Source organism: Microbacterium sp. A93, from assembly GCF_051842835.1.
On record NZ_JBPXMT010000014.1, the window covers coordinates 101608 to 123746 of the forward strand.

Annotated in this window: 20 protein-coding genes; 4 read left to right on the forward strand and 16 right to left on the reverse strand. The window is 67.2% G+C overall.

The window, feature by feature from the left end:
• Nucleotides 1–96: 96 nt before the first annotated feature.
• From ACSU1G_RS28970 to ACSU1G_RS29000, 7 genes are all read right to left on the reverse strand, one after another.
• On the reverse strand, nt 97–1359 hold the full coding sequence (locus ACSU1G_RS28970) for a 2-hydroxyacyl-CoA dehydratase (RefSeq protein ID WP_439284171.1): 1263 nt from the start codon (nt 1357–1359) through the stop codon (nt 97–99).
• Nucleotides 1356–2405, reverse strand: a complete 1050-nt coding sequence (locus ACSU1G_RS28975) for an ABC transporter ATP-binding protein (RefSeq protein ID WP_439284173.1) — start codon at nt 2403–2405, stop codon at nt 1356–1358. Before ACSU1G_RS28975 ends, ACSU1G_RS28970 begins: the two co-directional genes overlap by 4 nt.
• A complete protein-coding gene (locus ACSU1G_RS28980; RefSeq protein WP_439284175.1) occupies nt 2402–3391 on the reverse strand; it encodes an ABC transporter ATP-binding protein in 990 nt (329 codons plus the stop codon). Before ACSU1G_RS28980 ends, ACSU1G_RS28975 begins: the two co-directional genes overlap by 4 nt.
• An 8-nt stretch (nt 3392–3399) precedes the next feature.
• A complete protein-coding gene (locus tag ACSU1G_RS28985) occupies nt 3400–4293 on the reverse strand; it encodes an ABC transporter permease (RefSeq protein WP_439284177.1) in 894 nt (297 codons plus the stop codon).
• Nucleotides 4290–5315, reverse strand: coding sequence for an ABC transporter permease (locus ACSU1G_RS28990; protein WP_439284179.1), 1026 nt, complete (start codon nt 5313–5315; stop codon nt 4290–4292). The genes ACSU1G_RS28985 and ACSU1G_RS28990 overlap by 4 nt, the downstream gene beginning before the upstream one ends.
• Nucleotides 5316–5405: 90 nt before the next feature.
• Entirely contained in the window at nt 5406–6950 is a 1545-nt protein-coding gene (locus ACSU1G_RS28995) for an ABC transporter substrate-binding protein (RefSeq protein ID WP_439284181.1), read from the reverse strand.
• Nucleotides 6951–7091: 141 nt separating this feature from the next.
• A complete protein-coding gene (locus ACSU1G_RS29000; protein ID WP_439284183.1) occupies nt 7092–7955 on the reverse strand; it encodes an alpha/beta fold hydrolase in 864 nt (287 codons plus the stop codon).
• A 116-nt stretch (nt 7956–8071) separates the two neighbouring features.
• Between ACSU1G_RS29000 and ACSU1G_RS29005 the strand changes: the two genes are divergently transcribed.
• Both ACSU1G_RS29005 and ACSU1G_RS29010 read left to right on the forward strand, forming a co-directional pair.
• Entirely contained in the window at nt 8072–9220 is a 1149-nt protein-coding gene (locus tag ACSU1G_RS29005) for a CoA transferase (protein ID WP_439284184.1), read from the forward strand.
• Nucleotides 9217–10542, forward strand: a complete 1326-nt coding sequence (locus tag ACSU1G_RS29010) for an amidohydrolase family protein (protein WP_439284186.1) — start codon at nt 9217–9219, stop codon at nt 10540–10542. Before ACSU1G_RS29005 ends, ACSU1G_RS29010 begins: the two co-directional genes overlap by 4 nt.
• A gap of 7 nt (nt 10543–10549) precedes the next feature.
• Here the strand turns inward: ACSU1G_RS29010 and ACSU1G_RS29015 are convergent, their stop codons facing one another.
• The 6 genes from ACSU1G_RS29015 to ACSU1G_RS29040 all read right to left on the reverse strand — a co-directional run bounded on the left by ACSU1G_RS29015 (nt 10550) and on the right by ACSU1G_RS29040 (nt 17345).
• Nucleotides 10550–11500, reverse strand: coding sequence for an aldo/keto reductase (locus ACSU1G_RS29015; RefSeq protein ID WP_439284188.1), 951 nt, complete (start codon nt 11498–11500; stop codon nt 10550–10552).
• 78 nt (nt 11501–11578) lie between these two features.
• Entirely contained in the window at nt 11579–13129 is a 1551-nt protein-coding gene (locus ACSU1G_RS29020) for an ABC transporter substrate-binding protein (protein WP_439284190.1), read from the reverse strand.
• A gap of 63 nt (nt 13130–13192) precedes the next feature.
• Entirely contained in the window at nt 13193–14371 is a 1179-nt protein-coding gene (locus tag ACSU1G_RS29025; RefSeq protein ID WP_439284192.1) for a thiolase C-terminal domain-containing protein, read from the reverse strand.
• Entirely contained in the window at nt 14358–14789 is a 432-nt protein-coding gene (locus ACSU1G_RS29030) for a Zn-ribbon domain-containing OB-fold protein (RefSeq protein ID WP_439284194.1), read from the reverse strand. The genes ACSU1G_RS29025 and ACSU1G_RS29030 overlap by 14 nt, the downstream gene beginning before the upstream one ends.
• Complete coding sequence (locus ACSU1G_RS29035) at nt 14776–16011, reverse strand: CaiB/BaiF CoA transferase family protein (protein ID WP_439284196.1); 1236 nt, start codon at nt 16009–16011, stop codon at nt 14776–14778. The genes ACSU1G_RS29030 and ACSU1G_RS29035 overlap by 14 nt, the downstream gene beginning before the upstream one ends.
• On the reverse strand, nt 16008–17345 hold the full coding sequence (locus tag ACSU1G_RS29040; RefSeq protein WP_439284198.1) for a CaiB/BaiF CoA transferase family protein: 1338 nt from the start codon (nt 17343–17345) through the stop codon (nt 16008–16010). The genes ACSU1G_RS29035 and ACSU1G_RS29040 overlap by 4 nt, the downstream gene beginning before the upstream one ends.
• 289 nt (nt 17346–17634) lie before the next feature.
• On the opposite strand from ACSU1G_RS29040, the gene ACSU1G_RS29045 reads away from it, so the two are divergent.
• The gene (locus tag ACSU1G_RS29045; RefSeq protein WP_439284200.1) at nt 17635–18597 is read left to right on the forward strand and encodes a PaaX family transcriptional regulator; all 963 of its coding nucleotides are present in this window, start codon (nt 17635–17637) and stop codon (nt 18595–18597) included.
• A gap of 31 nt (nt 18598–18628) precedes the next feature.
• Here ACSU1G_RS29045 and ACSU1G_RS29050 read toward each other — a convergent pair whose 3' ends face one another.
• Nucleotides 18629–19300, reverse strand: coding sequence for an SDR family NAD(P)-dependent oxidoreductase (locus ACSU1G_RS29050; RefSeq protein WP_439284201.1), 672 nt, complete (start codon nt 19298–19300; stop codon nt 18629–18631).
• Nucleotides 19301–19446: 146 nt separating this feature from the next.
• On the opposite strand from ACSU1G_RS29050, the gene ACSU1G_RS29055 reads away from it, so the two are divergent.
• Nucleotides 19447–20205 (forward strand): SDR family NAD(P)-dependent oxidoreductase, encoded by a 759-nt coding sequence (locus ACSU1G_RS29055; protein ID WP_439284203.1) that lies wholly within the window; start codon nt 19447–19449, stop codon nt 20203–20205.
• Here the strand turns inward: ACSU1G_RS29055 and ACSU1G_RS29060 are convergent.
• The gene (locus ACSU1G_RS29060; protein WP_439284205.1) at nt 20202–20804 is read right to left on the reverse strand and encodes a response regulator transcription factor; all 603 of its coding nucleotides are present in this window, start codon (nt 20802–20804) and stop codon (nt 20202–20204) included. The two genes, ACSU1G_RS29055 and ACSU1G_RS29060, sit on opposite strands and share 4 nt — an antisense overlap.
• Nucleotides 20801–22126, reverse strand: a complete 1326-nt coding sequence (locus ACSU1G_RS29065) for a sensor histidine kinase (RefSeq protein ID WP_439284207.1) — start codon at nt 22124–22126, stop codon at nt 20801–20803. Before ACSU1G_RS29065 ends, ACSU1G_RS29060 begins: the two co-directional genes overlap by 4 nt.
• Between the last annotated feature and the right edge of the window lie 13 nt (nt 22127–22139).

Consider the following 22139-nt stretch of genomic DNA (forward strand, 5'->3'; position numbering starts at 1 on the left):
CCCTCGTCGCCCGGGCTCAGGCACGGCGGGGCCCGCCGCGCCGCCCGAGAAGGAGACCTTCAGTTCTGCTGTCGGACGTCCAAAGTCATGTCACGTTCACTGACCGTGGACCTGGATGCCCTCGATGAACTCGGTGACCTGCGCGTGCATCGCCTCTTGGTCCCACGCGTCACTGTCGAACGGCGCATAGTCCAGCTGCAGGACATCGATCCCCGCCCGCTTCAAGGCCAGCGCCATGTAGCGGGAAGAGGCCACGGTGTCCCGGGTGGCGGCACGGGCTGGCAACACCACTCCATCCACGCGAAACTCGCGACACTGCGCGATGATCAGCTCTGCGGCGGCCTTCGGGCTGCTACCGGTGTACTTCATATGGCGGCGCAGGAACGCGGCGCGCAGCGCATCCTCGGAGGGATCCTGGATGAGGCGCTTCGCCCGGGGCAGGTACATCGTCTCGATGAAGACCGCACCATGGCTCTCTTCCCATGCATTCAGGAAACCGAGGTTGAACCACAGCGGCGTGCCGGCCCAGAGCAGCCGCGTGCGCTCCTGTGGCACGGCCACCGCACCGTCGGCCGCCCGTTCGGCGACCTCAGCGTGCACCTTCTTGACATGGTCCAGCGCCCATTCCTGCCCGAAGTGCGTCTCGAAGACGGCGACCTCGGAGTACGCATCGGTTGCGGTGAAGAGCGCCGGTCCAGGCCCGCCCCAGCCGAGCTGCACGATGCGTTCGTAGTACTCTGACATCTCGTTGGCCCGCATCATCAATTCCCGCAGGTCCGTCTCGCGGTAGGGCACCCCGGTCAGCTGCTCGAGCATCCGCACTGCAGTGCGCAGCTCCCCGACGGAGAAGTCCACGATGCGCGGATCGCGCCACTCCGGCCCGTCCCACCAGCCGTCTGGGATGCCCTGCTGGCGGTAGGGATCATCCGTCATGATCGCCGGAACACCGAACTCGCGTGCGTAGAGCTCGTAGATCCCCGGCTCCTGCATGTAGCCGCCGAAGATCGCGGCCGGCTTGGGCAGTCCACCGTAGGGCGCCCCGTCATCGGGTTCGAAGCAGTAGCCGAGGGGCAGGCTCTCGTAGTTCGCCAGGGACGGGAAGTAGCCGCGGCGCTCGATGGCCGCCTGGTAGTGGCCGTAGAGCTGCTTGGCCGCCATCACCGAGCCGTACTGCACGGGAAGGATCAGGTAGAGGCCCATGGCGCTGAACAGTTCCATCGGTCCGTAACCGAAGACGAATTGTTTGCCCGCCGCGATATCGGCCCACATCCGTTCATTGTGGGCGCGGTTCAGGGCCGTCGCCTCTCGGACGGAGTCGAGCCGCTTGACGCTGCGCACGCCTCGCCATTTCTCCGTCATCGCGTCTCCTTCTGCTCCTGATGCGCCACCGCATCGTTCAGCGAGACGAGTGGGGCACCGCCCAGCCGTGGCCCACTGGTGTGCAGGTGACACCGGGACATTCCGCCGCCCTCGACGGCGACCACGGGCATCGGCTCGCTGCACACCTCCATGGCGAACGGGCAGCGGCTTTGGAAGGGACAACCCGGCGGCGGGTTCGTCGGATCGGGGATGTCCCCTTCCAGCACCCTCTTGGTGGTCGAACGCTGGAGTTCGGGGTCCGGTTCCGGAACCGCCTCGAGCAGCACCTGCGTGTACGGATGTGCCGGGCGCTCGAAGATCCGGTCCACGGGCCCCTCCTCGAGCACCTCACCGAGATACATCACGGCCACGTGGTCGGAGATGTGACGGACGACGGCGAGGTCGTGGGAGATGAAGAGGTAGGACAGTCCGAGTCGCTCGCGCAGGCTCTCCAGCAGGCTGATCACCTGGTTCTGCGTCGACACGTCCAGCGCGCTGACGGCCTCATCGCAGATCAGGATCTCCGGCTCCAGGATGATGGCCCGCGCAATCGCGATGCGCTGGCGCTGGCCGCCGGAGAACTCATCCGGATACCGGTCGGCGAATTCCGGGCGCAGGCCCACCAGATCGAGCACCTCCTCGACGCGGCTCCGTCGCTCCCGCGCCGACATCTTCGTGTGCACCGTGAGCGGCTCGGCGACGCTCTGACCGACGGTGAGCGACGGGTTCAACGAGGAATAGGGGTCCTGGAACACCATCTGGACCTTGCGGCGATGCGCGCGGAACTCGCGTTCGCTGAGGCCGGAGACCTCTGTTCCCAGTAACTCGACGGTTCCCTCGGCGGGGATGAGCCGCATCACAGCCCGGGCGAGCGTGGACTTCCCGGACCCGGACTCACCGACAATGCCGAGCGTCTCGCCGGCAGCGATGGAGAGGTCGACGCCGCGGACGGCCTGCACCGTGGTGCGGTGTCCGCCCCGCACCACGGGGAAGGACACCTCGAGGCCGGTGGCCTCCAGAACTGTGGGCGATGTGACAGTACTCACGCGGAGGCCTCTTCTTTCCATTCGCCGGCACGCCAGCAGCGATGTGCGCGTCCGGTATCGATCTGCCACAGGTCCGTGGGGGCTAGACACACGTCACGGGCATGGGTGCACCGTGGCGCGAATCGGCAGCCCTCCGCGAAACCGGCGGGACCGGGCGGAGTCCCGGGAATCCATTCGAGCTGACGGCGTTCCCCGCGCAGTCGCGGCATGGAGGCCAGGAGCCGCTCGGTGTAGGGGTGCAGTGGATCAGCGAACGTCTCCCGGACCTCGCCGGTCTCGACGATCTGTCCGGCATACATCACCGCGACGCGATCGCAGATGTCGGCGACGACACCCATGTTGTGGGTGATGAAGACCATGGCGAGTCCCAGTTCATCACGCATCTCGGCCAGGAGCGTGAGGATCTGCGCCTGCACGCTCACGTCCAGAGCCGTCGTCGGCTCGTCGGCGATGAGCAGGGCGGGGTTGTTCGCGATCGCCATGGCGATCAGCACACGCTGCCGCATGCCCCCGGAGAATTCGTGCGGGTAGCTGTCCGCTCGGACCTTCGCGTTGGGGATGCGCACCTTGTCCATGGCTTCGACGGCCAATCGCATAGCCTGATCCCGGGAGACTCCCTGATGCAGACGGATGCCCTCAGCGATCTGGTTCCCGACCTTGAAGGAGGGATCCAGGCTGGTCATCGGTTCCTGGAACACCATCGCGATGTCGTTACCTCGTAGCTTCCCCAGGTCGCGTTCGGACATGCCCAGCAGGTCCTGGCCACGGAACGAGGCCCTCCCGGACAGGCGTTGTCCGCGGTGTCGGCCGACGAATCCCATGAGGCTCATGGCGGAGACGCTCTTGCCCGAGCCCGACTCTCCGACAATGCCGAGGGTCTCCCCCGGGCGGACGGAGAACGTCACGCCGTCCACCACCGACAGCCAGCGGCCGTCGATCTTGATCTCGGTGCGCAGATCCTCCACCTCGAGGATGGGGTCTGTCATGTTTCCTGTCATCGTGTGACCTTCTTTCCAATCGAGTCCCTGATGCCGTCACCGAGCAGGTTGAGTGCGAACACGCAGATCGCGATCATCAGACCGGGGAAGACGGCAAGCCACGGCGCGCGGTCGATATAGGCGAAGGAGGACGAGAGCATGGCTCCCCAGGACGCCTGAGGCGGCTGGACACCGACGCCGATGAAGCTCAGACCTGCTTCGATGAGCATGACCTGGCCGGCGAGGATGGCGATGTAGACGATCAGGGGCGGTACGACGTTCGGGAGGATGTGACGGACCAGGATCTGCCCCGAGGGTGTCCCGATGCTGCGTGCCGCCTCGACGTAGGTCTCCTCCCGGACTCCGAGGACCGAACCTCGCACGAGACGGATGGCCCCGGGCGCCAGCACGACACCCAGTGCGATCATGGCGTTGCTGAGGCTGGGGCCGAGGATTCCGGCAATGGCGATCGCCAGCAGGATGCCGGGGAAGCTCATCAGGACGTCGGTGACGAACATGATGATCTTCTCCACCCAACCGCGGAAGAAACCGGCTGCCAGTCCGAGGGTGACGCCGATGGCAACGGTCAGGGACGTCCCCTGCAGTGCGGCCATCAGGGAGACCTGTGTACCGGAGATCAACCGGCTGAGCAGGTCGCGGCCGAGTTCGTCGGTGCCGAGCAGGTATCCCGGGCTGCCGGGTGGCAGGAGCACCGCGCTGAGGCTCGTCGCATCCGGGTTGTACGGGCTGAGCAGGTTTCCGAAGAGGGCCGCCAGGATGACGACGGCCAACGTGATCAGTCCGGCGATCGCCAGTTTCTGCTGGGCGAGACGTCTGAGGAAGCCGGCTCGCTTCGGCGGACCGACGGGCCGCGTGGTCGGTCTGACAGTTGACTGCGTCGTCTGGGTCATGACACCCGCACTTTCGGGTTGAGGACGGTGTACAGGACATCCGTCAGGAAGTTGACGATGATCACGATGACCGTGGTGACGAGCACGATGCCCTGCAGGACGGGTAGGTCCTTGGCGACGACGGAGTCGATGGCGAGGGTCCCCAGGCCGGGGATGTTGAACACCTTCTCCACCACGACGGATCCGCCGAGCAGTCCGGCCATCTGGTAGCCGATGACGGTGACGACGGGCATGGAGCCGTTCTTCAGCCCTCGTGTCCACAGCACGCGGCCACGGCTCAGTCCCTGCGCTCGAGCTGTCCGGATGTAGTCCTGCGTCAAGACGTCCGATACGGAGCTCCGGGTCTGGCGCTGCAGTTCCGCGCCCACCGCCAGGGCCAGGGCGATGGCCGGCATGATGATGTGGGCGAGCCAGTCGACCGGATCCTCCGTGAAGTCCGTGTATCCGACGGCGGGGAACAGGGGGATGGCGAACGAGAACAACAGGATCAGGATCATGCCGACCCAGAAGTTCGGGGTCACGATCCCGAGTGTGGAGAGGACCGTCGTCACCCGATCAGCGATCCTGCCGCGGAACGCCGCCGCGAGCATGCCCAACAGGACGCCGCCGATCACAGCGAGGGTCATGGCGGTCACCGCGAGGGACAAGGAGGCTGGGAACCGGTCCGCGATCAGTTCCGTGACCGGGGCGCGGTAGATCAGCGAATCACCGAGATCCCCCGTCAGCAGTCCCCCGAGCCAGCTGAGGTACTGCACGGCCCACGGCCGGTCGAGACCGAGTTCGCTTCGGATGAGCGCGACGGTGGCAGGATCGGCGTCCTCGCCGGCCAGGGCGATCGCCGGATCGCCTGGGACCAGTGAGGCCAGACTGAAGACCAGCAAGGTGGCCATCACGAAGACGAGCACCATCCTCCCGAACCGGAGACCGATGAATCGCAATGCGCCGAGGGTCAGCTTCGGATGTGTTCTGCGTTTCCCGACCGTCCGGGATTCGGCCGCAGCCGCAGCGGGTGTCGCCGTCATCTGGAATTTCCTTTGCTCTGATCGTGTGCGCGCGAGAGGACACAGTGGGGAGGGATATCCTCCCCACTGATTGGCTTCCTGGGGGGCCGTCTACTGCTTGACGCCGACGCCGTCGAGGATCGGGTAACCGGCCTGCCATTCCTCGACGCCGACCAGGTCCTCGCTGTAGGCGACGGTGTAGTTGCGCCACAGCACCGGAATGTAGGCCGATGTCTCCTCGCGGGTGATCTCGGCGGCCTCGCTGAAGATCTCGCCGCGTTCCTCCTGGTCCTCGGTGACCTGTGCCTCACGCAGCAGGTCCATCAGTCCGGGCACCTCGACCTCGCCGGGGTTGCGGACCGTGTCGGTGCTGAGGTGTCGCCACAGGAAGGGGGTCGGGTCGATCTCCGGGACCAGGTTCTGGGTGGCGATCGGGATCGTCGGCTGAGTCCAGGTGGCCTCCGCGACGCCGGCGCCGGGCGGGAAGGTGAGTTCGACATCCACGCCGATCTCGGCCCAGCTGGCCTGGATGGCCTCGGCGATCGGCCGGTTGTTCGCCTGGGCGGCCATCGTGTAGGTGAAGCCCTCGGGATAGCCGGCCTCGGCGAGGAGGTCGCGGGCGCCCTCGATGTCATACGGGATCTCGTCCAGGTTCTCGTCGTACCCGAAGCGCTCAGGGGCGATGAACTGGTGCGCCTCGGCGCCGTACCCGAACATGAGTCCGTTCAGGATGCCGTCTCGGTCGATGGCCATGGCCAGTGCCTTGCGGACCTTGGGGTCGGCGAGCTCGGGGGCGAGGTCGGGGTTCAGGCTGATGCCGACGAGCTGGGCACCCTGGACCTCGTACGTCGGAATGCCGGCGGCCTCGATCGAGTCGGCCTGGGAGGGTTCGATCACGGCCATGTCGATCTCCTGGGAGCGCATGGCGTTGGCCATGGCCACCGGGTCCTCGATCCAGCGCAGGGTCACACCGGCGACCTGCACGACGTCCGGATCCCAATGGTCCGGATTCGGCACCAATTGGACCTCCACCCCTTCAACGTCCTCCTCCACCAGGTACTCGCCCGTCCCCACCGGGGACGCGAAATCACCGGAGGCGACGGTCTCGGAGCTCAGCATCAGTCCGGCGCGGCCGGCGAGAACCTCCGGGAAACCCACGTTGGGGCTGGCGAGCGTGATGCGCACGGTGGTGTCATCGACCACCTCGATGGTCTCCAGGCCGTCCAGATCCGCGCGGGTGTTGGACCCCTCGCCGGCGTAGTACTCCAGGGTGGCCTTGACGTCTTCAGCGTCGAAGGGGGTGCCGTCATTGAACTGGGCATCGTCGCGCAGCATGAGCTCCCACGTGGTTCCGCTGTCCGTGGTGGCCCATTCCTCGGCCAGGGCCGGAACCAGGTTCAGCTCCGGGTCCAGGCCGATGAGGTTGTCGTAGACCATCTGATAGATCGGAACGATGGTCGCTCCCGGCATCTTCGACGGATCCCACGAGTTCTGCAGGAAGCGGAGGCCGACGGAGATCGTCGCGTCGGGGTCGGTCTCTGCGGAGGCCGAAGGCTCGTCCGCTGAGCCTCCACCACAGCCGGTGAGGAGGACCGCGGAAAGGGTCAATCCAGCACCCCAGGCCAGGCGACGGCGTCGCTGCGTGTTCTGTTGCATGTCACTCCTATGAGACGGACGAGCCAGTGTAATGAAGATCATCGAACCATGTAATCAAAATCACCCGGTCGATATGACTGATGTTACACATTTCTGAGGGAGTGTCAACGAATCGATGGCCCACCAGAGCATCGTGACGGATTATCCGGACAGCACGTCGCGCAGCCACTCGGCAAGCCATTCCGGCCGATCCGTGTGCACGTTGTGCCCCGCCCCCTCAACCACCTGGACCGATGCCTGCGGAACATGCGAGACGAATTCCTCGGCTTCATGGTCTGCCACCCCGCCCCGCTCCGCGCGCAGCAGGAAGACGCGCTCCGCAGCCCGCTCGAAGAAGCGCCAGAGGGAGTCCCTTTCGATCGCCCTGAGTGGCACGGCGTCCATGAACCCCTCGTCCCACAGCCATTCACGAAGCCCGTCGGCACGGAGACGGGTGTCCCGTAGCAGCGCACGCTCCAGTGACCGCGGATCCCGGTGGGGCATGCGTTCCCGCATCGCGCTCACGAGTTGCTCCAGGGTTCCGGCATGCATCCGCGTGGGGTCACGGGAACCCACGCGGTGCGGGGTGGCGTCGAGGACCACCAGCGCCTTCACGCCCCCGAGTTCAGACGCCGCCCGGGCGGCGACGAAGCTGCCCAGGGAGTGCCCGACGAGGCTGTCCACCATCCACCCCGCCTCCGAGATCGCCTGGGAGACCATGTCCCCCATGGAGGCCACTCGATACCCGTCGACCGGCAGGTGGTCCGACTGGCCATGGCCGGGAAGGTCAATCGCCACCGCGGGCCTGCCCAGCCGAAGCAGGGTCCCATTCCACGTCCCCGATTGCAGGCCGGCTCCATGCAGCAACACGAGTTGAGGATCCCCCTCGCCCCACTGCAGAGCACTCAGGTCACCGGCCTCGGCGGCGAGTCGTCGCCGGCGGACGCGTGGCATGGGGATGCCGAGACTCTGCGCATGAGCCGCCAGGGCTCCCAACTCCAACGTGTCCTGATCATCGACAGACATCCACAGCCTCCAGATCTCCTCTAATGAATCAAACCTTTTCCGATCGAGTGTCTATAAGTTACTCTATATTCGAATGATCCACGTCACAGGAGGAAGGCCAACGAGGCCGCGAGCAGATGACCATGCCCCTGAAGGTGCCCCGCGCGCTCGATCAGACCCTGTCAGCACTGGCCGTCCCGGCCCCCGGTGACGGGGGCCTGTCTCCCGCTCAGAAGTGGGCGAGCTCGGGCGCGGCCGCCCTCACCGCGTCGGGCGCCGTCCCCGCCGGGGACGTCGTCGGTCGCATGGACGCGGTTGCGCACACGCTGCGTCAACTCGCCGGAAGGATGGGCGCGTCTGTCGATGTGGACGGCGGCGGCCTCCTCTCCGAACGGGCCCGCCTGACCGGTATCCACTCGCCTCCCCCCGACGGGACAACATTGCGAGGCGCTGGATACTTGCTCCGACATCCCGAGGGCTGGGCGGCCTACACCATTGCGCGCCCCTCGGATGAGGAGGCACTGGGCGCCCTCACAGGGGGTCGGGTCACGCGACCGGAGACCACGGCACTTCAGGACTGGGCTGCCGGGACCTCACGAGCGGAGGCCCTGGGGACCGCGGTGCTCCTGGACATCGCGTCCGCACGGGTCGGCCTTCCCGGAGAAGCCGGACCCACACCACCCTTTCACCTCAGCGGATTGGCTCCCCTCCCTCACCGTCCGCTCGAGACTCTGCGAGTCGCCGACTTCTCCTCCCTGTGGGCCGGCCCGCTGGCCGCTGCGTTGCTCGCCCAGGCCGGCTTGCGAGTGCGCCGCTATGAGGCACACGACCGCCCCGAGACCCCGCTCCCGTCCGATGCCGACTTCGCTCACCGGCTGAACGGCGCCAAGGAACGCGTCGTGTTCGACACCCGGGACCGCGGTGGAATCGCCGCTGCGGTCGACCAATCCGACGTCGTCATCGTCTCTGCGCGTTCCCGTGCCCTTCAGACGCTGGGCCTGGTGCCCCGACCGGGACAGATCTTCGTCCGCATCACGGCGCACGGTGCGACGGGTGTGGACGCCGGACGGATCGGTTTCGGCGATGACTGCGCCGCGGCGGCGGGAGCAGTCGGGTGGGTCGAGGGCCGCCCGGTGTTCGCCGCCGATGCCCTCGCCGACCCCGCGACCGGCCTGCTCGCCGCCACCGCGGTGATCACGCTTCTGCACGCCGGTGCCAGCGGCGTCGTGGACCTGGATCTGCGCACGACCGCGAGCTGGTTGGTCTCGAACCGGAGCGAGAAGTGATCATCTGCGTCATTCACGCCGAGGTCGGCGGTGTCGCCGGCCGCCGCGTGGTGATCCGGGACGGCGTGGTGGAGGACATCTCTGCGGACGGGGCTGCACCGCACGGGGCCTCGGTGATCGACGCACACGGTGGAGCGCTCATTCAGGGCCTTCGGGACCATCACGTCCACGTCCGCTCGGCCGCTGCGCGCCGCACGTCCTTGGAGGTGGGCGATGTCGGTAGCCGGAACGAATTGGCAGCACGGATCCGATCGCGCCGGCAATCCGACCGCGCCCTGCGGATCGTGGGTTATGACAGTGACCGCCTCGGCCAGCTCACCCTCGCCGACCTCGAAGAGCTCCTGCCCGGAGCACCGCCGATACGCCTCCAGCACAGGAGCGGACACCATTGGGTGCTGAACGCCTCCGCACGGGCGCTGGTCGCCTCCCGTGGCTTCACCGTCCCGTCCGACGGAGTCCTCTGGGACGAGGACACCGCGCTCTCCGCGTTTCCACCCGTCATCACGGCGGCTGACATCGCCGAGGAGTTCCGGCGCATGCGTGCCCAGGGGGTCGTCGGAGCAGCGGACCTCACGGTCACCAATACGGCCACGGATGCCGCGACGCTGCGCTCGACGGCCGCGGGGATCGTCGACGTCTCCGTCTTCGGCACCCCCGATGCCGCCCGGGGTGGTGGGGTGGACGGCGTCAAGCTTCTCGTGCACGATCATCTCGGCACGTCCCCGGACCACCTCGCAGAGTCCTTCGTGTCAGCACCGATGGCACCGTTCGCGCTGCATGCGGTGACGGACGGGGCCCTCGCTCTCGGCCTGGCCGCCTGCCACGAGGAGACAGCGAATCCGGGTGCCCGCACGATCCGTTTCGAGCATGCCTTCATCTGTCCGCCCGACCTGGTGGCGGCCGTGGCGGCCTCCGGCGCCTCCGTCGGCGCCCATCCCGGCTTCATCCTGACCCAGGGAGATCGGCTGGCCACCGCGCTGACCCCACGCGAGAAGACGTGCTACCAGCCCCTGCGGTCGCTGGCCGATGCGGGAGTGCCGCTCTACGGCGGAACGGACGCTCCGTTCGGGGCCTCGAATGTCTGGGCCGCGATGCAGGTCGCGGTCGACCGGCGTACACCCGGGGGTCAAGCGCTCGGTGCCCACGAGTCGCTGACGCCGGAGGAGGCTCTGGCGATGTTCTCCGCCCACGGCTTGCGTGGCGGGGGATCAGTCCCCGCCGTGGCGGTCGGCGACTCGGCGTCCTGCCTGCTCGATCGGCCGTGGGGCACCGCACGCGCGGCACTCGCCCGCACCAGAGTGGTCGCCGTACTCGACCACTGACCTCAGGTCATGAGCAGGCGGTCAGTTCGGCGAAGGCCTCGGCCGCCACGGCATCCCACCCGTTCAGGCTCGCCTGGAGCTGTTCTGCCGTACGGGCGCCGACGATCGGCGCGCACACTCCGGGTTGACGGGCGACCCAGGCGGTGGCCAACGCGGCCGGGGCCACACCGGCCTCCTGCGCCAGGTGCCGCAGACGGCCGACGATCTCGAAGGCCCGGTCATCGACGAACGAGGCCGTCATGGCCGCGCGCGCACTGCGGGAGACGTCCTCCGCCGAGGCGAATCGCCCACTGAGCAAGCCCGAGGCCAGCACGAAGTACGGGAATCCGTGCATCCCGAACTCCTCGATGATCGGGAGATATCCCATCTCGAAGGCGGTGCGATCGAGCAGGCTGTACCGTGCCATGACCGCCACCGGTCGCCGCGCCCCGACCTCGTCCGCAACCCGGATCCACTCCCGCATGCGCTCCGGGCTGAACGTGGACAACCCGATGCCACGGACCAATCCGTCGTCGATGAGTGCGTCGAACGCGCGCACACTCTCCTCCAGTGGCACGGAGGGGTCGTCCTTGTGCGCGTAGAAGAGGTCCAGGTGGTCAGTGTGGAGAATCCGCAGGGACTCCTCGGCACCCCGGCGGATGTTCGCAGCACTCAGTCCCGGAGTGCGGGTGCCCCCGCCCACCTTGGTGACGATGACCAGGTTGTCCCGCTGCGCCGAGCTGCGCGTCGCCAGCCATGATCCCAGCACGCCCTCCGCCGAGTGCTCGTCATCACCGGGGCCCGCCCAATCCGGTGCCACGTACACATCGGCCGTGTCGACGAGAGTCGGCCCGCCGCCCGCATCGACCAAGGCATCGAGGATGCGATGCGACTCGACTCGGTCTGCCGTCCATCCGAAGACGTTCGTGCCGAGCCCGATCCGCGGGTCAAGCCGGCCCAACTGTTCACGTATATCCATGCCATCCTCCTGCAGCATCGTCAGCTCCGCGAACGAGTGTGATCTCGTTCGCGGAGCTGACGGACGATTACATCAACCTCAGTTCGCGGCTATCCCCACCCCGTCCAGCACCGGGAACCCGCCGAGCCATTCACGCATGCCGATCACGTTCTTTCCGGCGGTGACCGTCTCATGACGCCAGACCACGGGGATGTAGGACTGGGTGTCCTCGTGCACGATTCCGGAGATCTCTCGATAGACCTCGGCCCGCGCATCGTCATCCACCGTGCCATAGCTGTCTGCAATGAGTGCTGTCACTCGGTCATCGCCGATACCGCCAGGATTCCGCGGTGAAGCGGGGTCCAGCATGCGCCTCAAGAATGACGACTGCCCGTGCGGAGGCGAGGCGTTCGTTGGAGCAACCGCCACCGTGGGCGATTCTCCCCAGGCCGCTTCGGTGACACCACTACCGGCTGGGAAGGTCAGTTCCACGTCAACACCGATCTCCGCCCATCCCGCCTGGATGGCCTCCATCAATTGGCGGTTCGCGGCCTGCACCGCGATCGTGAACGAGAAGCCGTCGCCGTATCCTGCCTCCTGCAGCAGCGCCTTCGCCGCCTCCAGGTCGTACTCGAACGGCGGCAGACCGGCGTCGAACCCGGACGAGCTCTCATCGAAGAACTGATTCGCCGCCCGGCCGTGGCCGAACAGGACTCCGTTCACGATGCCCTCACGGTCGATGGCCAGACTCAACGCGTTCCGCACGCGCTGGTCGGCGAGCTCCGGAGCGAGGTCCGGATTCAGCCCCAGCGCGACGAGCTGCGAAGGGAACTCATAGGTCTGCAATCCTGCACTCGTCACGGTCGACACCTGGGTGGGATCGACGATGCCGAGGTCGATCTCCTGGGAGCGCAACGCGTTCGCCATGGAGATCGGATCCTCAATCGCCTCGACGTGCACACCCCCCACCTTGACGACCTCCCGCTGCCAGTAGGCATCATGGGCCTCCAAATCGAAGGAGATGCCTGTGGTCTCCTCGGCGAGGGTGAAACGTCCCGTGCCGATGGGGCTGGCCACATCAGAGGCGTCGATCTCGTCGGAACTCAACATGAGTCCAGCCCTGCCGGAGAAGACACCGGGCGTCTCAGCGTTGGGGCTGGAGTTGACGATCCGCAGCGTCTGGGGATCGATGACCTGGACCTCTTCGACGAGCGACAGGTCGGGTCGGAGGGTCGAGGTCTCCGTTCGGTAGTAGTCGAGGGTGGCCTTGGCGTCCTCCGCATCGAAGGTGTCCCCCGAGCTGAAGACGGCATCGTCGCGGAGGTGGAAATCCCAGGTGACGCCGCCGTCGTCGGTCTCCCAGGATTCGGCGAGCGCGGGCACCGGGTTGCGATCGGCGTCAACCTCCAGAAGTCCGTCGTACACCAGCCTCAGCATTGGCAGGTCGGCCGGCGCCTTCGATTGGGAGGGATCCCAGGACTCTCCCAGGAACTTCACCCCAACCCTGAGGGTCGCGTCCTCGTCGATCGCCGAGGAGGCTTGGCCGGCTTCCGAGGCACCGCCGCCTGCGCACCCCGTCGCCATGAGGACCGCCACGAGCGCAACGGCGATTCCGGGGACACGGTGGATCCGTGTGAACTTCTTCTTCATGTCTCACTCCTTGGTGGTTGAAATCCCCGAGAGCACCGCGTCGATGCCTGGAGCCTGTGGTGGTCAGTTGTGCAGAACCGCGAGCGATCCCTTGCCGAACTGCCCGAACCCGGTGACCAGGCCGAGCTGCGCCCCCGGAACCTGCGCAGGGCCAGCTTCTCCCCGCAGCTGCCGCACCGCCTCGACGATGTGGTTGATGCCGCCGATGTGCGCCTGGGACAGCAGACCACCGTGGGTGTTGACGGGCAGTCCACCGCCAGGGCCGATCCCGATTTCCCGTACGAAGTCCGGCGACTCGCCCCTTCCGCAGAACCCCATCTCCTCGAGTTGGCGGAGGACGACGAAGGTGAAGCAGTCGTAGACCTCGGCAAAGTCGAAGTCCTTCGGCTTCACTCCCAGCTGATCGAACAGTCGGGCAGCGGCCTTCGTGATCCCCATGGTGAAGAAGTCCTGGCGGCCGGTTTGGTCGTCGGGAGAATCGGGCTGACCCTCGGCCGCCCCGGCAATGTACACCGGGCGCCGCGATCGTTCGGCGGCAGCCGCCGCGGACTCCACGATGACCGCGCCCGCACCATCCGATTCCATGCTGATGTCGAACAAGCGGAAGGGAGCTGTCAGCAACGGAGTCTCGTCATACATCTCACTGGTGAGCTCACGCCCTCGGAAGTATGCCTTCTCGTTGTTCTGGGCATGGCGTCGAGTTTCCAGCGCGACGGTCTTCATCCCACCTGGCGCCGGCTTGAACTCGTGCATCCAGCGATTCGCGTGAAAGCTGTGCCACTGCATCGGCACACTGATGCCGCTGGGGAATTCGATGTGCCTGCGGATGTCTCCACCGGCGAGCCGCTGCTCACCGGACATGACCTTGCCGGTCGGGTCGGACAGCTTCGGCCCACCGTCAGCCTTCGATCCGCCGCCGGAGACCAAGACCCGACTGGCCCGACCGGATCGGATGACATCGGCTGCGAGGCCGAGCGCCGAGGCATGACCGGCAGCACCCATCGCGTGGTAGAGCACCGAGTGGAACCGCAGGTCCCGGATCCCCAGGCTGTTCACATAGTCTTCGACGGTGCAGGTGCGGTAAGCGATGACGCCGTCGATTGACTCCGGGGCCACCCCCGCGTCCACACAGGCGGCCACTGCCGCCTGAAGCACGTACTTCTTGCCGGAGACGCCAGTGTTGCGGCCGTACGCTGTCTCGCCAACCCCCGAGATCACGATCTCCCGATCACTGTGTGTCATGCGCCTGCCTCCATTCCAGAACGGTGATGTCGCCCGCCGGCGTGAATACGGGGGCGAGGGCCTGCCCGCAGGCAGGTTCAGGACCGTCGCCAGAGTCCTGAAGCAGACCCATGATGCGCACCCCGTTCCCGAAGTCGCCGATGGCGACGGTGTAGGGTATACGTTCCGCGAACCAGGGATGGAACGCCCGCTCGATCGTGGTGAAACTGAACATCTCGGCCTGACCGGGAAGCTCAGACCAGTCGAAGTCGACGCCGTGGCAGTCACCGCACATCGGCCGCGGCGGCCACTGCCACCGCTCACATCCGCGGCACTGCGGGGCGGTCAACCTCCCCTCGGCGAGTCCTTCGAAGTACTGCGCGTAGTGCGGCTCGATCTCCGAGGGGATCGGTCGCTGCGGCGACTCATGCGTCGACATCCTGCTCCACCTCCTTCGAGTCGGCCTGGAGTTTCGGAGCCGTGTTGCGCAGCTGCCAGGGTGTCCTCGAGAACACATAGGGAGCGCCCGGATAGGCGACTTCCCGGCCGAGCTCGGGTTGGCGTACGTTGACGATCGCCCCGCGGTCGTCACGCAGGTGCGGGTCGTCTGCCAGGTCCCAGACCCGGTTGACCGGACCCCAGGGAAGCCTGCGCTTCTGTGCTTCGAGGAAGAGCTCGTCTGAATCGATGTGCGCGCAGAACCTCTCGATGACATCGATGATGTGCGGCTGGTGTTGTGCTCGATACGCTGGCGATGCGTAGGCTTCATCGCGCAGGTCCTCGACCAGCCCGTGTTCGTCAAGCCAGTCGACCAGTCCGTTCCACCTGCTGCTCTCGCGGAGGTAGAGCGTCAGGCACATCGCGTATTTCCCGTCACGGCACCGGAACATCTGCCGAGCCGTGTGCTCTTTCGTGTTGGCGTGACGTGCCGTGTGCCGGTAGACGTTCTTCCGTTCATACTCCCAGTGTGGGAAGGCCATCTCGTTTGAGATCGCGACGACGTCATGCGCCGCCACGTCGACGCGTTGTCCTCGTCCGGTCAAGGTGCGCGCGTTCAACGCTCCGGTGATGGCGAAGGTTGCCATCATCCCGGTGAAGTGGGCAGCCTGGCCGCCTGCCGGCGCGATCGGGAAGGAGTCGTGGCCCTCCAGGTCGTCGTAGCCGGTCATCGCCATCGTGCCGCCCATGGCCAGCTGCACCAGGTCGGTGCTTTCGAAGTCTGCCCATGGACCCGTCTCACCGAACGGGGTGATGCGGGCGTGGACCAGTCGGGGCATGCGTTGTTCAAGGTCCTCAGCCGTCCACCCGAGGGTTTCGAGCACGCCGTCCGCGCTCGCGTCGAGGAGCACGTCTGCTTCCCGCAGCAGGCTGGCGAGCCGCTCCACGTCCTGGCTCTCGCTCAGGTCGAGGACCACTGACTCCTTGTTGGTGTTGTAGTGCCAGAAGTGCAGACTGTGCACCTCGCCCGAGTCGTCCCGCACGAACGGTGGCACGGCGCGAGCCGCCGCCCCTGAGGGCGGTTCCACGCGGATCACCTCGGCGCCCAAGTCCGCCAGGAGTTTTCCGCAGTATTGCGCCAGCGTCCCCTCGAGCTCGATCACCCGGACTCCGGACAGCGCGCCCACTGCACGTTCCTCACTCTGATTGCCTGCTGTCGTCACCACAATGCTCCTTCCACCTTCACCGATCGGGGCATTCCCGCCGGCCATGTCACGTTGTCCCGGTCAAGACGCTCGATCTCCTCAGCCGACAACCCTGCGATCTCCCCGAGGACGTAGTCGTTGTCGCCGCCGAGCAGAGGCCAGTGTTCCGTGAACACGGGCGGAGTATCCGAGAGAGAGAAGGCGAAAGACTCCCACCGACGCCGGCCCAGCAAGGGGTGCGTCGCATCAATGTGGAGCTCTCGGTGCTCCAACTGGGGATCCTTCTCGGCGATCTCTTCGGGCGACTGCAAGGCACCGGCGGGAACACCCGCGGCCTGCAGGACGTTCATGACATCGAACTTGTCCTGGCCTCGTGTCCACTCGGCGACCTTCTCATCGAGATATTCCTGTGCCGCAAGCCGACCGTCGACGCCTTCGAACCGGGGGTCCAGTGCCCATTCGGGGGAGCCCATCGCACGGACCAGGGCGTGCCACTGCGAGTCGGTCATGACCGTGATCGCGCAGTAGTCGAATCGTTCGCCGCCGTTGGTGGGGTAACAGTTGTAGGGGGCCCCCACCTCTCCCCGCAGTCCGCGAGCATCGGCCGCATCTGGCCACTCACTGCGATTGCCGGGCGGCACGCCGTGGCGCCCGTCCCCGTTGCCGTTGACCGTCGAGTCAAGGAAGGCACCCCCCAGCAAGGCGAGCCCGGTCTCGACCTGCGCTATATCGACGTGTTGTCCTTCGCCGCTGCTTGATCGCTCATACAGGGCCGCGTTGACCGCGATCGCGGCGTGCCAACCGGCCACAACATCCATCGCGGAAAAGCCCCACCCGGCCGGCTGCTCCCCCGGCAGGCCGGACATATGAGTCATCCCGTTGAAGGACTGGGCGGTCGGCCCGTAAGACAGAAAATCCTTGTATCGGCCGGTGTGCCCGAAGCCGGAGAGGCTGACGTAGATGATGCGGGGGTTGAGCTCGCGCATCCGCTCATAGGAGAACCCCCAACCAGCCAGGACGCCAGCTGAGAACGACTCGGTCACCACGTCCACCTCCCGGATCAGCTTCTCCAGCACCTCACGTCCCTCCGGGTGACGCGCATCGATCGACAGGGCGCGCTTGCCGATGTTGACGGTTGCGAAGATGCAACTGGTGTCCAGCGTCGGTTCGATACCCGGTGCAAACAGCGCCCGGCGCATGTTGTCGGCCCGTTCGGGCCATTCCACGCGGATCACTTCCGCGCCGAGCCCCGCCAGCAATGCCGTCGACATCGGACCCGCCACGACCCAGCTGAAATCGAGTACCCGCACCCCGGCCAGCGCACCCGTGCGTCCTTCCTCTACCTTGACCACTTGTCACTCCTCCGCACATTAGAGAACAGTTTCTAGACTGCTCGTGCATTTGAGTGTTCCAGAACGTGGGTGTGACGTCAACCACAAATGTGGCTTGGGGCGTTGAAACCTTCCCCGAGTCGGCCCCCACTTCGAACGTCACGTCTTTGCAGCACTAGAATCGTCCTCACAGCCTCACCGCCTCAAAGGCGAATCACCCTCAGGCCACACACGTGAGCAGGCGGGGAACGAGACAGCTGTCAGCAGATCGGGCACTTGCGCCGACCGACAGGAAGACGCAGGAGGCAACATGGCAGCACACCCCACAGCGGTTGACATCGACGCCAACGGACCCCGCTGGCAAGTGGGCAACAACCCGCAGCACCTGCTGGTGACCATCGTCGGCGACTACTGGATCGGATCTCGCGAGTACTTCCCGACGGCAGCGCTGATCCGCCTCGTCGGCGAGCTCGGCGTCTCCGCGGACAGCGGGCGCGTTTCTCTCGGGCGATTGGCGCGGCGGAACATCCTCCAGGCGCAGAAGACGGGCAGGCGCACCGCCTATCGCTTCGCAGACGCCATCATCCCTGGGGCCTACATGGTAGGCCGGGCCATCGCCTCCTACGGTTCGGACGCAGAGTGGTCCGGGAAATGGACACTCTGCGCGTTCTCCCTGCCCGACTCACGCAAGGAGACACGCCGCCAATTGCGCTCCCGACTGCGGATGCTGGGGTTCGCACCCGTCTACGACGGCCTCTGGGCCTCACCCCTGTCCAGGGCCAACTCAGCACGAGCCCTGTTGGATGAGCTGGATGTCGATTCCGGTTCGGTCTTCACCGCCATAGAGAATCCCCGCGAGGGACGGCCCGCGCTGTCCATCGGACAGGACCTCGACGACCTCCGGAAACAACTCGACGCGTTCGGAACTCGATGGCAGTCGGCAACGGTGGATATGCCGGACCTGACGCCAGCCGAGAGCTTCATCGTGCGGACGTCCATGACGGACGACTACCGCCGGCTGATCAGCCTCGATCCCAATCTCCCGGACAGCACGCTGCCCGAAGGTTGGGCGGACTCCCGAGCACAGGCCCGGAAACTGTTCCACTCGATCTACCTCGGGACGGCCACCCAGGCCACCAGCCACGTGGCCTCCGCCATCGCGGAGCATGCGCCCGACCTCGCACCCCTCGTGCACACCCATCTGCCCGAGGACTTCCTTCATGTGGCCGCCGGCACCGTGGACTGCGCATTCTGCACCGCTGTCGACGTTTGAGCGCGTTCGAGACATCGCGGGCCAGGCAAACTCAGATGATCGAGGCCCCGCCGTCGATCACTATGGCCTGACCGGTCGTGTAGTCGGCACGCGGTGAGAGCAGGAACGCGGCCACATCGGCCACCTCGGCGGCAGGGGCCGCTCCAGCCAGCGGCACGGCGGCCTGGTCGATCACCCGGCCAGTGCGGGAATCCTCGATGCCTCCCGGGCACACGGCATTGACCCGCACGCCGTCACCCGCACGGCGTGCGCCGGCCTGGCGGGCGAGCTGAACGATCGCCGCACCCATGGCCGCGTACTCAGCGCTGACGCCCGGTACGTCCCAGGCCGCTGCCGTGGTGGACTGCATCACGATGCTGCCGCCACCCCGAGAGGCGAGGTGATCGGCCACCGCCTCCACCGATCCGATCACCTCGGCGAGGTCCGAGGTGCCGGCCATGTCCCCGAGCCAGGCGAGCTGGACACCTCCGCGCCACTCCGTTGCAGCGGCCAGGAGTGCGTCCACACCCCGATCTGAGGTACTCGACTCAACCTCCCCGCCGGCCCCCCGAAGTGCGGCCGCCAGCTCGTCGGCCGCAGCCGCGGACTCGTCCGCGAGCAGCACGGCGGCCCCCTCGTCCACCAGCCGCCGAGCGACGGCCTCACCGATGACCGATCCGGCCCCCGTCACCAATGCCGTCTTGCCCTTGAGTTCGAGATCCATCAACTTCCCCTTGCCTCTGCGAGCCGCCGTGTCACTCTGACCCCGGCGACTCGTCTGCCACACCGCATCACGCGCACAAAATGGAACAACTATTCTTCGGTCATATGTTGCTATAGTACATATCGGAACCTGAGGAGGAGGCAACCATGGATCTCGAATTGAACGGCAAGGTCGCCGTGGTCACCGGCGGTGGCAGCGGCATCGGGCGTGCGACGGCCCTTCGGCTCGCTCAAGAAGGTGCCGACGTGGTCGTTGCCGATCTCTCGGACGAACGCGCCCAGGCGGTCACCGCCGAGATCACCGCGGCAGGCGGCAGTGCCCTGGCAGCCTCGGGGGATGCCGCCACCGTGGAGGGAGTCGAGCGGATCGCGTCAGCCGCCGAAGACTGGCGCGGACCGGCCACCCGACTGTGCCTCAACGCCGGCATCGGAGGTGAGGGTGACATCCGCTCGCTGAGCCTCGAGAACTGGCGGCGCACCTTCACGGTCAACCTCGAATCGCAGTTCCTGGCGGCCCAGCGCTTCCTCGACCCGATGATCGCCGCCGGCGGGGGCGCCATCGCCACGACCGGCTCATTCGGCGCGTTCCGATCGGGGCATCCCACCTCCACCCCCGCCTACGGCGCCTCGAAGGCGGCCGTCACCCAGCTGGTCCGGCACCTGACCGCCCGGTTCTCCGACGCCGGAGTGCGCGCGAACTGCATCTGCCCCGGATCGGTGGAGACCGGCTTCGGGGCGGCCGCCGTGGGCTCCGGAACGATGGTGACCAGTCCCATGCGGGCCCCGGCGGGTCGGCGCGCACGCCCGGAGGAGATCGGCGACTGGATGGCCTTCCTCCTCTCCGAACGGGCCCGCCATCTGCGCGGCCAGGTGATCCTGGTCGACGGGGGACGCTCGCTCGTCTAGATCCAGCCCTGCTCCCACGCCACCTGGGAGGCCTCCCGCCGGGTTCCCACCCCGAGCTTGCCCATGGCGGAGGACAGGTAGTTCCGCACCGTCCCGGGGGCCAGGTGCAGCCGCTCGGCGATCTGTTGCACGGTGGCCGCGTCCCGGCCGGCCCGCAGGACGTCCAGCTCGCGGTCGGTCAACGGACTGCGCTCGCCACCCAGGGCCGTGGCGGCGATGTCCGGGTCCACGTACCGCTTGCCCGCGGCCACGTCCCGGATGACCTTGGCGAGCTCCTCGGCGGGGGTGGACTTCGGCACGAATCCCGAGACCTTCTCGTTCAGCGCCCGGCGCAGCACCCCGGGCCGGGCGTGACGGGTCACGATGATGATCTTGGTGGCCACCCGGCGCAGGATCTGCCCGGCGGCCTCCACCCCGTCCAGCTCGGGCATCTCCAGGTCCAGCAGGCACACGTCGGGTGCCAGCCGGATCGCGGCGGCCACGGCCTGGGCCCCGTTGTCCACGCCGGCCACCACCTCGAAGTCCTCCTCCAGCCCGAGGAGGGACTCCAGCGCTCCCCGGATCAGTACCTCGTCGTCCGCTATCAGCAACCGGATCATGCGTTCAGCTCCCTCTCGTCCTGTTCACTCACGTCGTCGCCTGCCCCCGGCAGGACCGGCACGCGGGCCTCCAGGACGAAGCTGCGGGCAACGCGCCGGCCGGTCACCCGCCCTCCGGAGGCGGCGAACCTCCGGTTCAGCCCGGACAACCCCGTGCCCGACGCCGGCCCGGTCACCCCGGGCGCCCCGGCTCCCGTCTCGTCCGGCCCCGGGTCCTCGACGCCGTCGTTGGTGACGACGAGCCGCTGGCCACCCGCGGCACCGGCCTCCAGCAGGATCGAGACCTCGGTGGCCTCGGGGGCGTGGCGCAGGATGTTCGTGGCGGCCTCCCGGACGGCCAGTCCGAGCAGGGTCCGCGCCGCCGGGTCGTGTACGTAGCTGCCGCGGAGTGTCACGGTGGCTCCGGAGGCCGCCAGCACGTCCCTGGCGTTGGCGATCTCCTCCTCGAGGGAGATCTCCCGCAGGTCGCGCACCAGCGAGCGGGTCTCCTCCAGTGCGGTGCGGGCCAGGGTGCGCACCTCGTGGATATTGGCCCCGGCCGCCTCTGGTTGGCCAGCTGCGAGCAGTCGTTCGGCCAGCTCGGCTTTCAGGGCGATGACCTGGAGGTGGTGGCCCTGGATGTCATGGAGGTCCGAGGCGAACCGCAGGCGCTCGCGGGCCACCGCCAGCTGGCCGGCGTCCCGGCGGGCGGCATCCAGCTGGACCACGATGTTCCACCACCACGCCGAGAACAGGAAGACCACCGGCACGAAGAGGATGAAGAAGACCAGCGGGGGCAGCTGCTCGGCGGCCGCCTCGGTGGGGACGACCACCCCGGTCAACTGTGCCCCGGCCCACCAGTGCACCGCCAACAGGCCCAGCCCCGCGGCGAGGACCAGCCGCCGGGGCACGCCGCGGACCAGCAGGGCCAGGATGTTCGCGGCGATCCACAGGGGTACGCCCCCGGGGACGGCCCCACCGGGCAGTGCCAAGGTCAGCACCCACACCACCGCCGGTGGCACGATCAGGAGCGCGGTGGCCCACGGCCGCGGGCAGCCCGTCCCGATGCCGTGCCGCACCGACCAACTGCAGCCGGACTGGGTCAGTCCGCTGAGGACGGTCAGCACGGCGGCTGTGATCACCAGCCACGAGGAGTGTCCGCCGGCCTCGGCGTGGAAGAACAGAAGTTGCGCCGCCGTGATGACGGCCATGAACAGGGCGAACACGACCATCGAGAGGTACGTGTACCACCAGGTGACGCGGACGCCGCGGGCGGACCGGCCGGGAACCGCCGAAGGCAATTGCCCCGAGGAGCGGTTCAGGTGCGGTGCGGTCAGGTTCACGGCTCCCACAGTA

Excerpts from the sequence above, each read along its gene's own strand:
- ACSU1G_RS28970 (WP_439284171.1), bottom strand. The coding sequence starts at position 1,359 with ATGACGGAGAAATGGCGAGGCGTGCGCAGCGTCAAGCGGCTCGACTCC.
- ACSU1G_RS28980 (WP_439284175.1), bottom strand. The coding sequence starts at position 3,391 with ATGACAGACCCCATCCTCGAGGTGGAGGATCTGCGCACCGAGATCAAG.
- ACSU1G_RS28985 (WP_439284177.1), bottom strand. The coding sequence starts at position 4,293 with ATGACCCAGACGACGCAGTCAACTGTCAGACCGACCACGCGGCCCGTC.
- ACSU1G_RS28990 (WP_439284179.1), bottom strand. The coding sequence starts at position 5,315 with ATGACGGCGACACCCGCTGCGGCTGCGGCCGAATCCCGGACGGTCGGG.
- ACSU1G_RS28995 (WP_439284181.1), bottom strand. The coding sequence starts at position 6,950 with ATGCAACAGAACACGCAGCGACGCCGTCGCCTGGCCTGGGGTGCTGGA.
- ACSU1G_RS29000 (WP_439284183.1), bottom strand. The coding sequence starts at position 7,955 with ATGTCTGTCGATGATCAGGACACGTTGGAGTTGGGAGCCCTGGCGGCT.
- ACSU1G_RS29005 (WP_439284184.1), top strand. The coding sequence starts at position 8,072 with ATGACCATGCCCCTGAAGGTGCCCCGCGCGCTCGATCAGACCCTGTCA.
- ACSU1G_RS29015 (WP_439284188.1), bottom strand. The coding sequence starts at position 11,500 with ATGGATATACGTGAACAGTTGGGCCGGCTTGACCCGCGGATCGGGCTC.
- ACSU1G_RS29020 (WP_439284190.1), bottom strand. The coding sequence starts at position 13,129 with ATGAAGAAGAAGTTCACACGGATCCACCGTGTCCCCGGAATCGCCGTT.
- ACSU1G_RS29025 (WP_439284192.1), bottom strand. The coding sequence starts at position 14,371 with ATGACACACAGTGATCGGGAGATCGTGATCTCGGGGGTTGGCGAGACA.
- ACSU1G_RS29030 (WP_439284194.1), bottom strand. The coding sequence starts at position 14,789 with ATGTCGACGCATGAGTCGCCGCAGCGACCGATCCCCTCGGAGATCGAG.
- ACSU1G_RS29045 (WP_439284200.1), top strand. The coding sequence starts at position 17,635 with ATGGCAGCACACCCCACAGCGGTTGACATCGACGCCAACGGACCCCGC.
- ACSU1G_RS29050 (WP_439284201.1), bottom strand. The coding sequence starts at position 19,300 with ATGGATCTCGAACTCAAGGGCAAGACGGCATTGGTGACGGGGGCCGGA.
- ACSU1G_RS29055 (WP_439284203.1), top strand. The coding sequence starts at position 19,447 with ATGGATCTCGAATTGAACGGCAAGGTCGCCGTGGTCACCGGCGGTGGC.
- ACSU1G_RS29060 (WP_439284205.1), bottom strand. The coding sequence starts at position 20,804 with ATGATCCGGTTGCTGATAGCGGACGACGAGGTACTGATCCGGGGAGCG.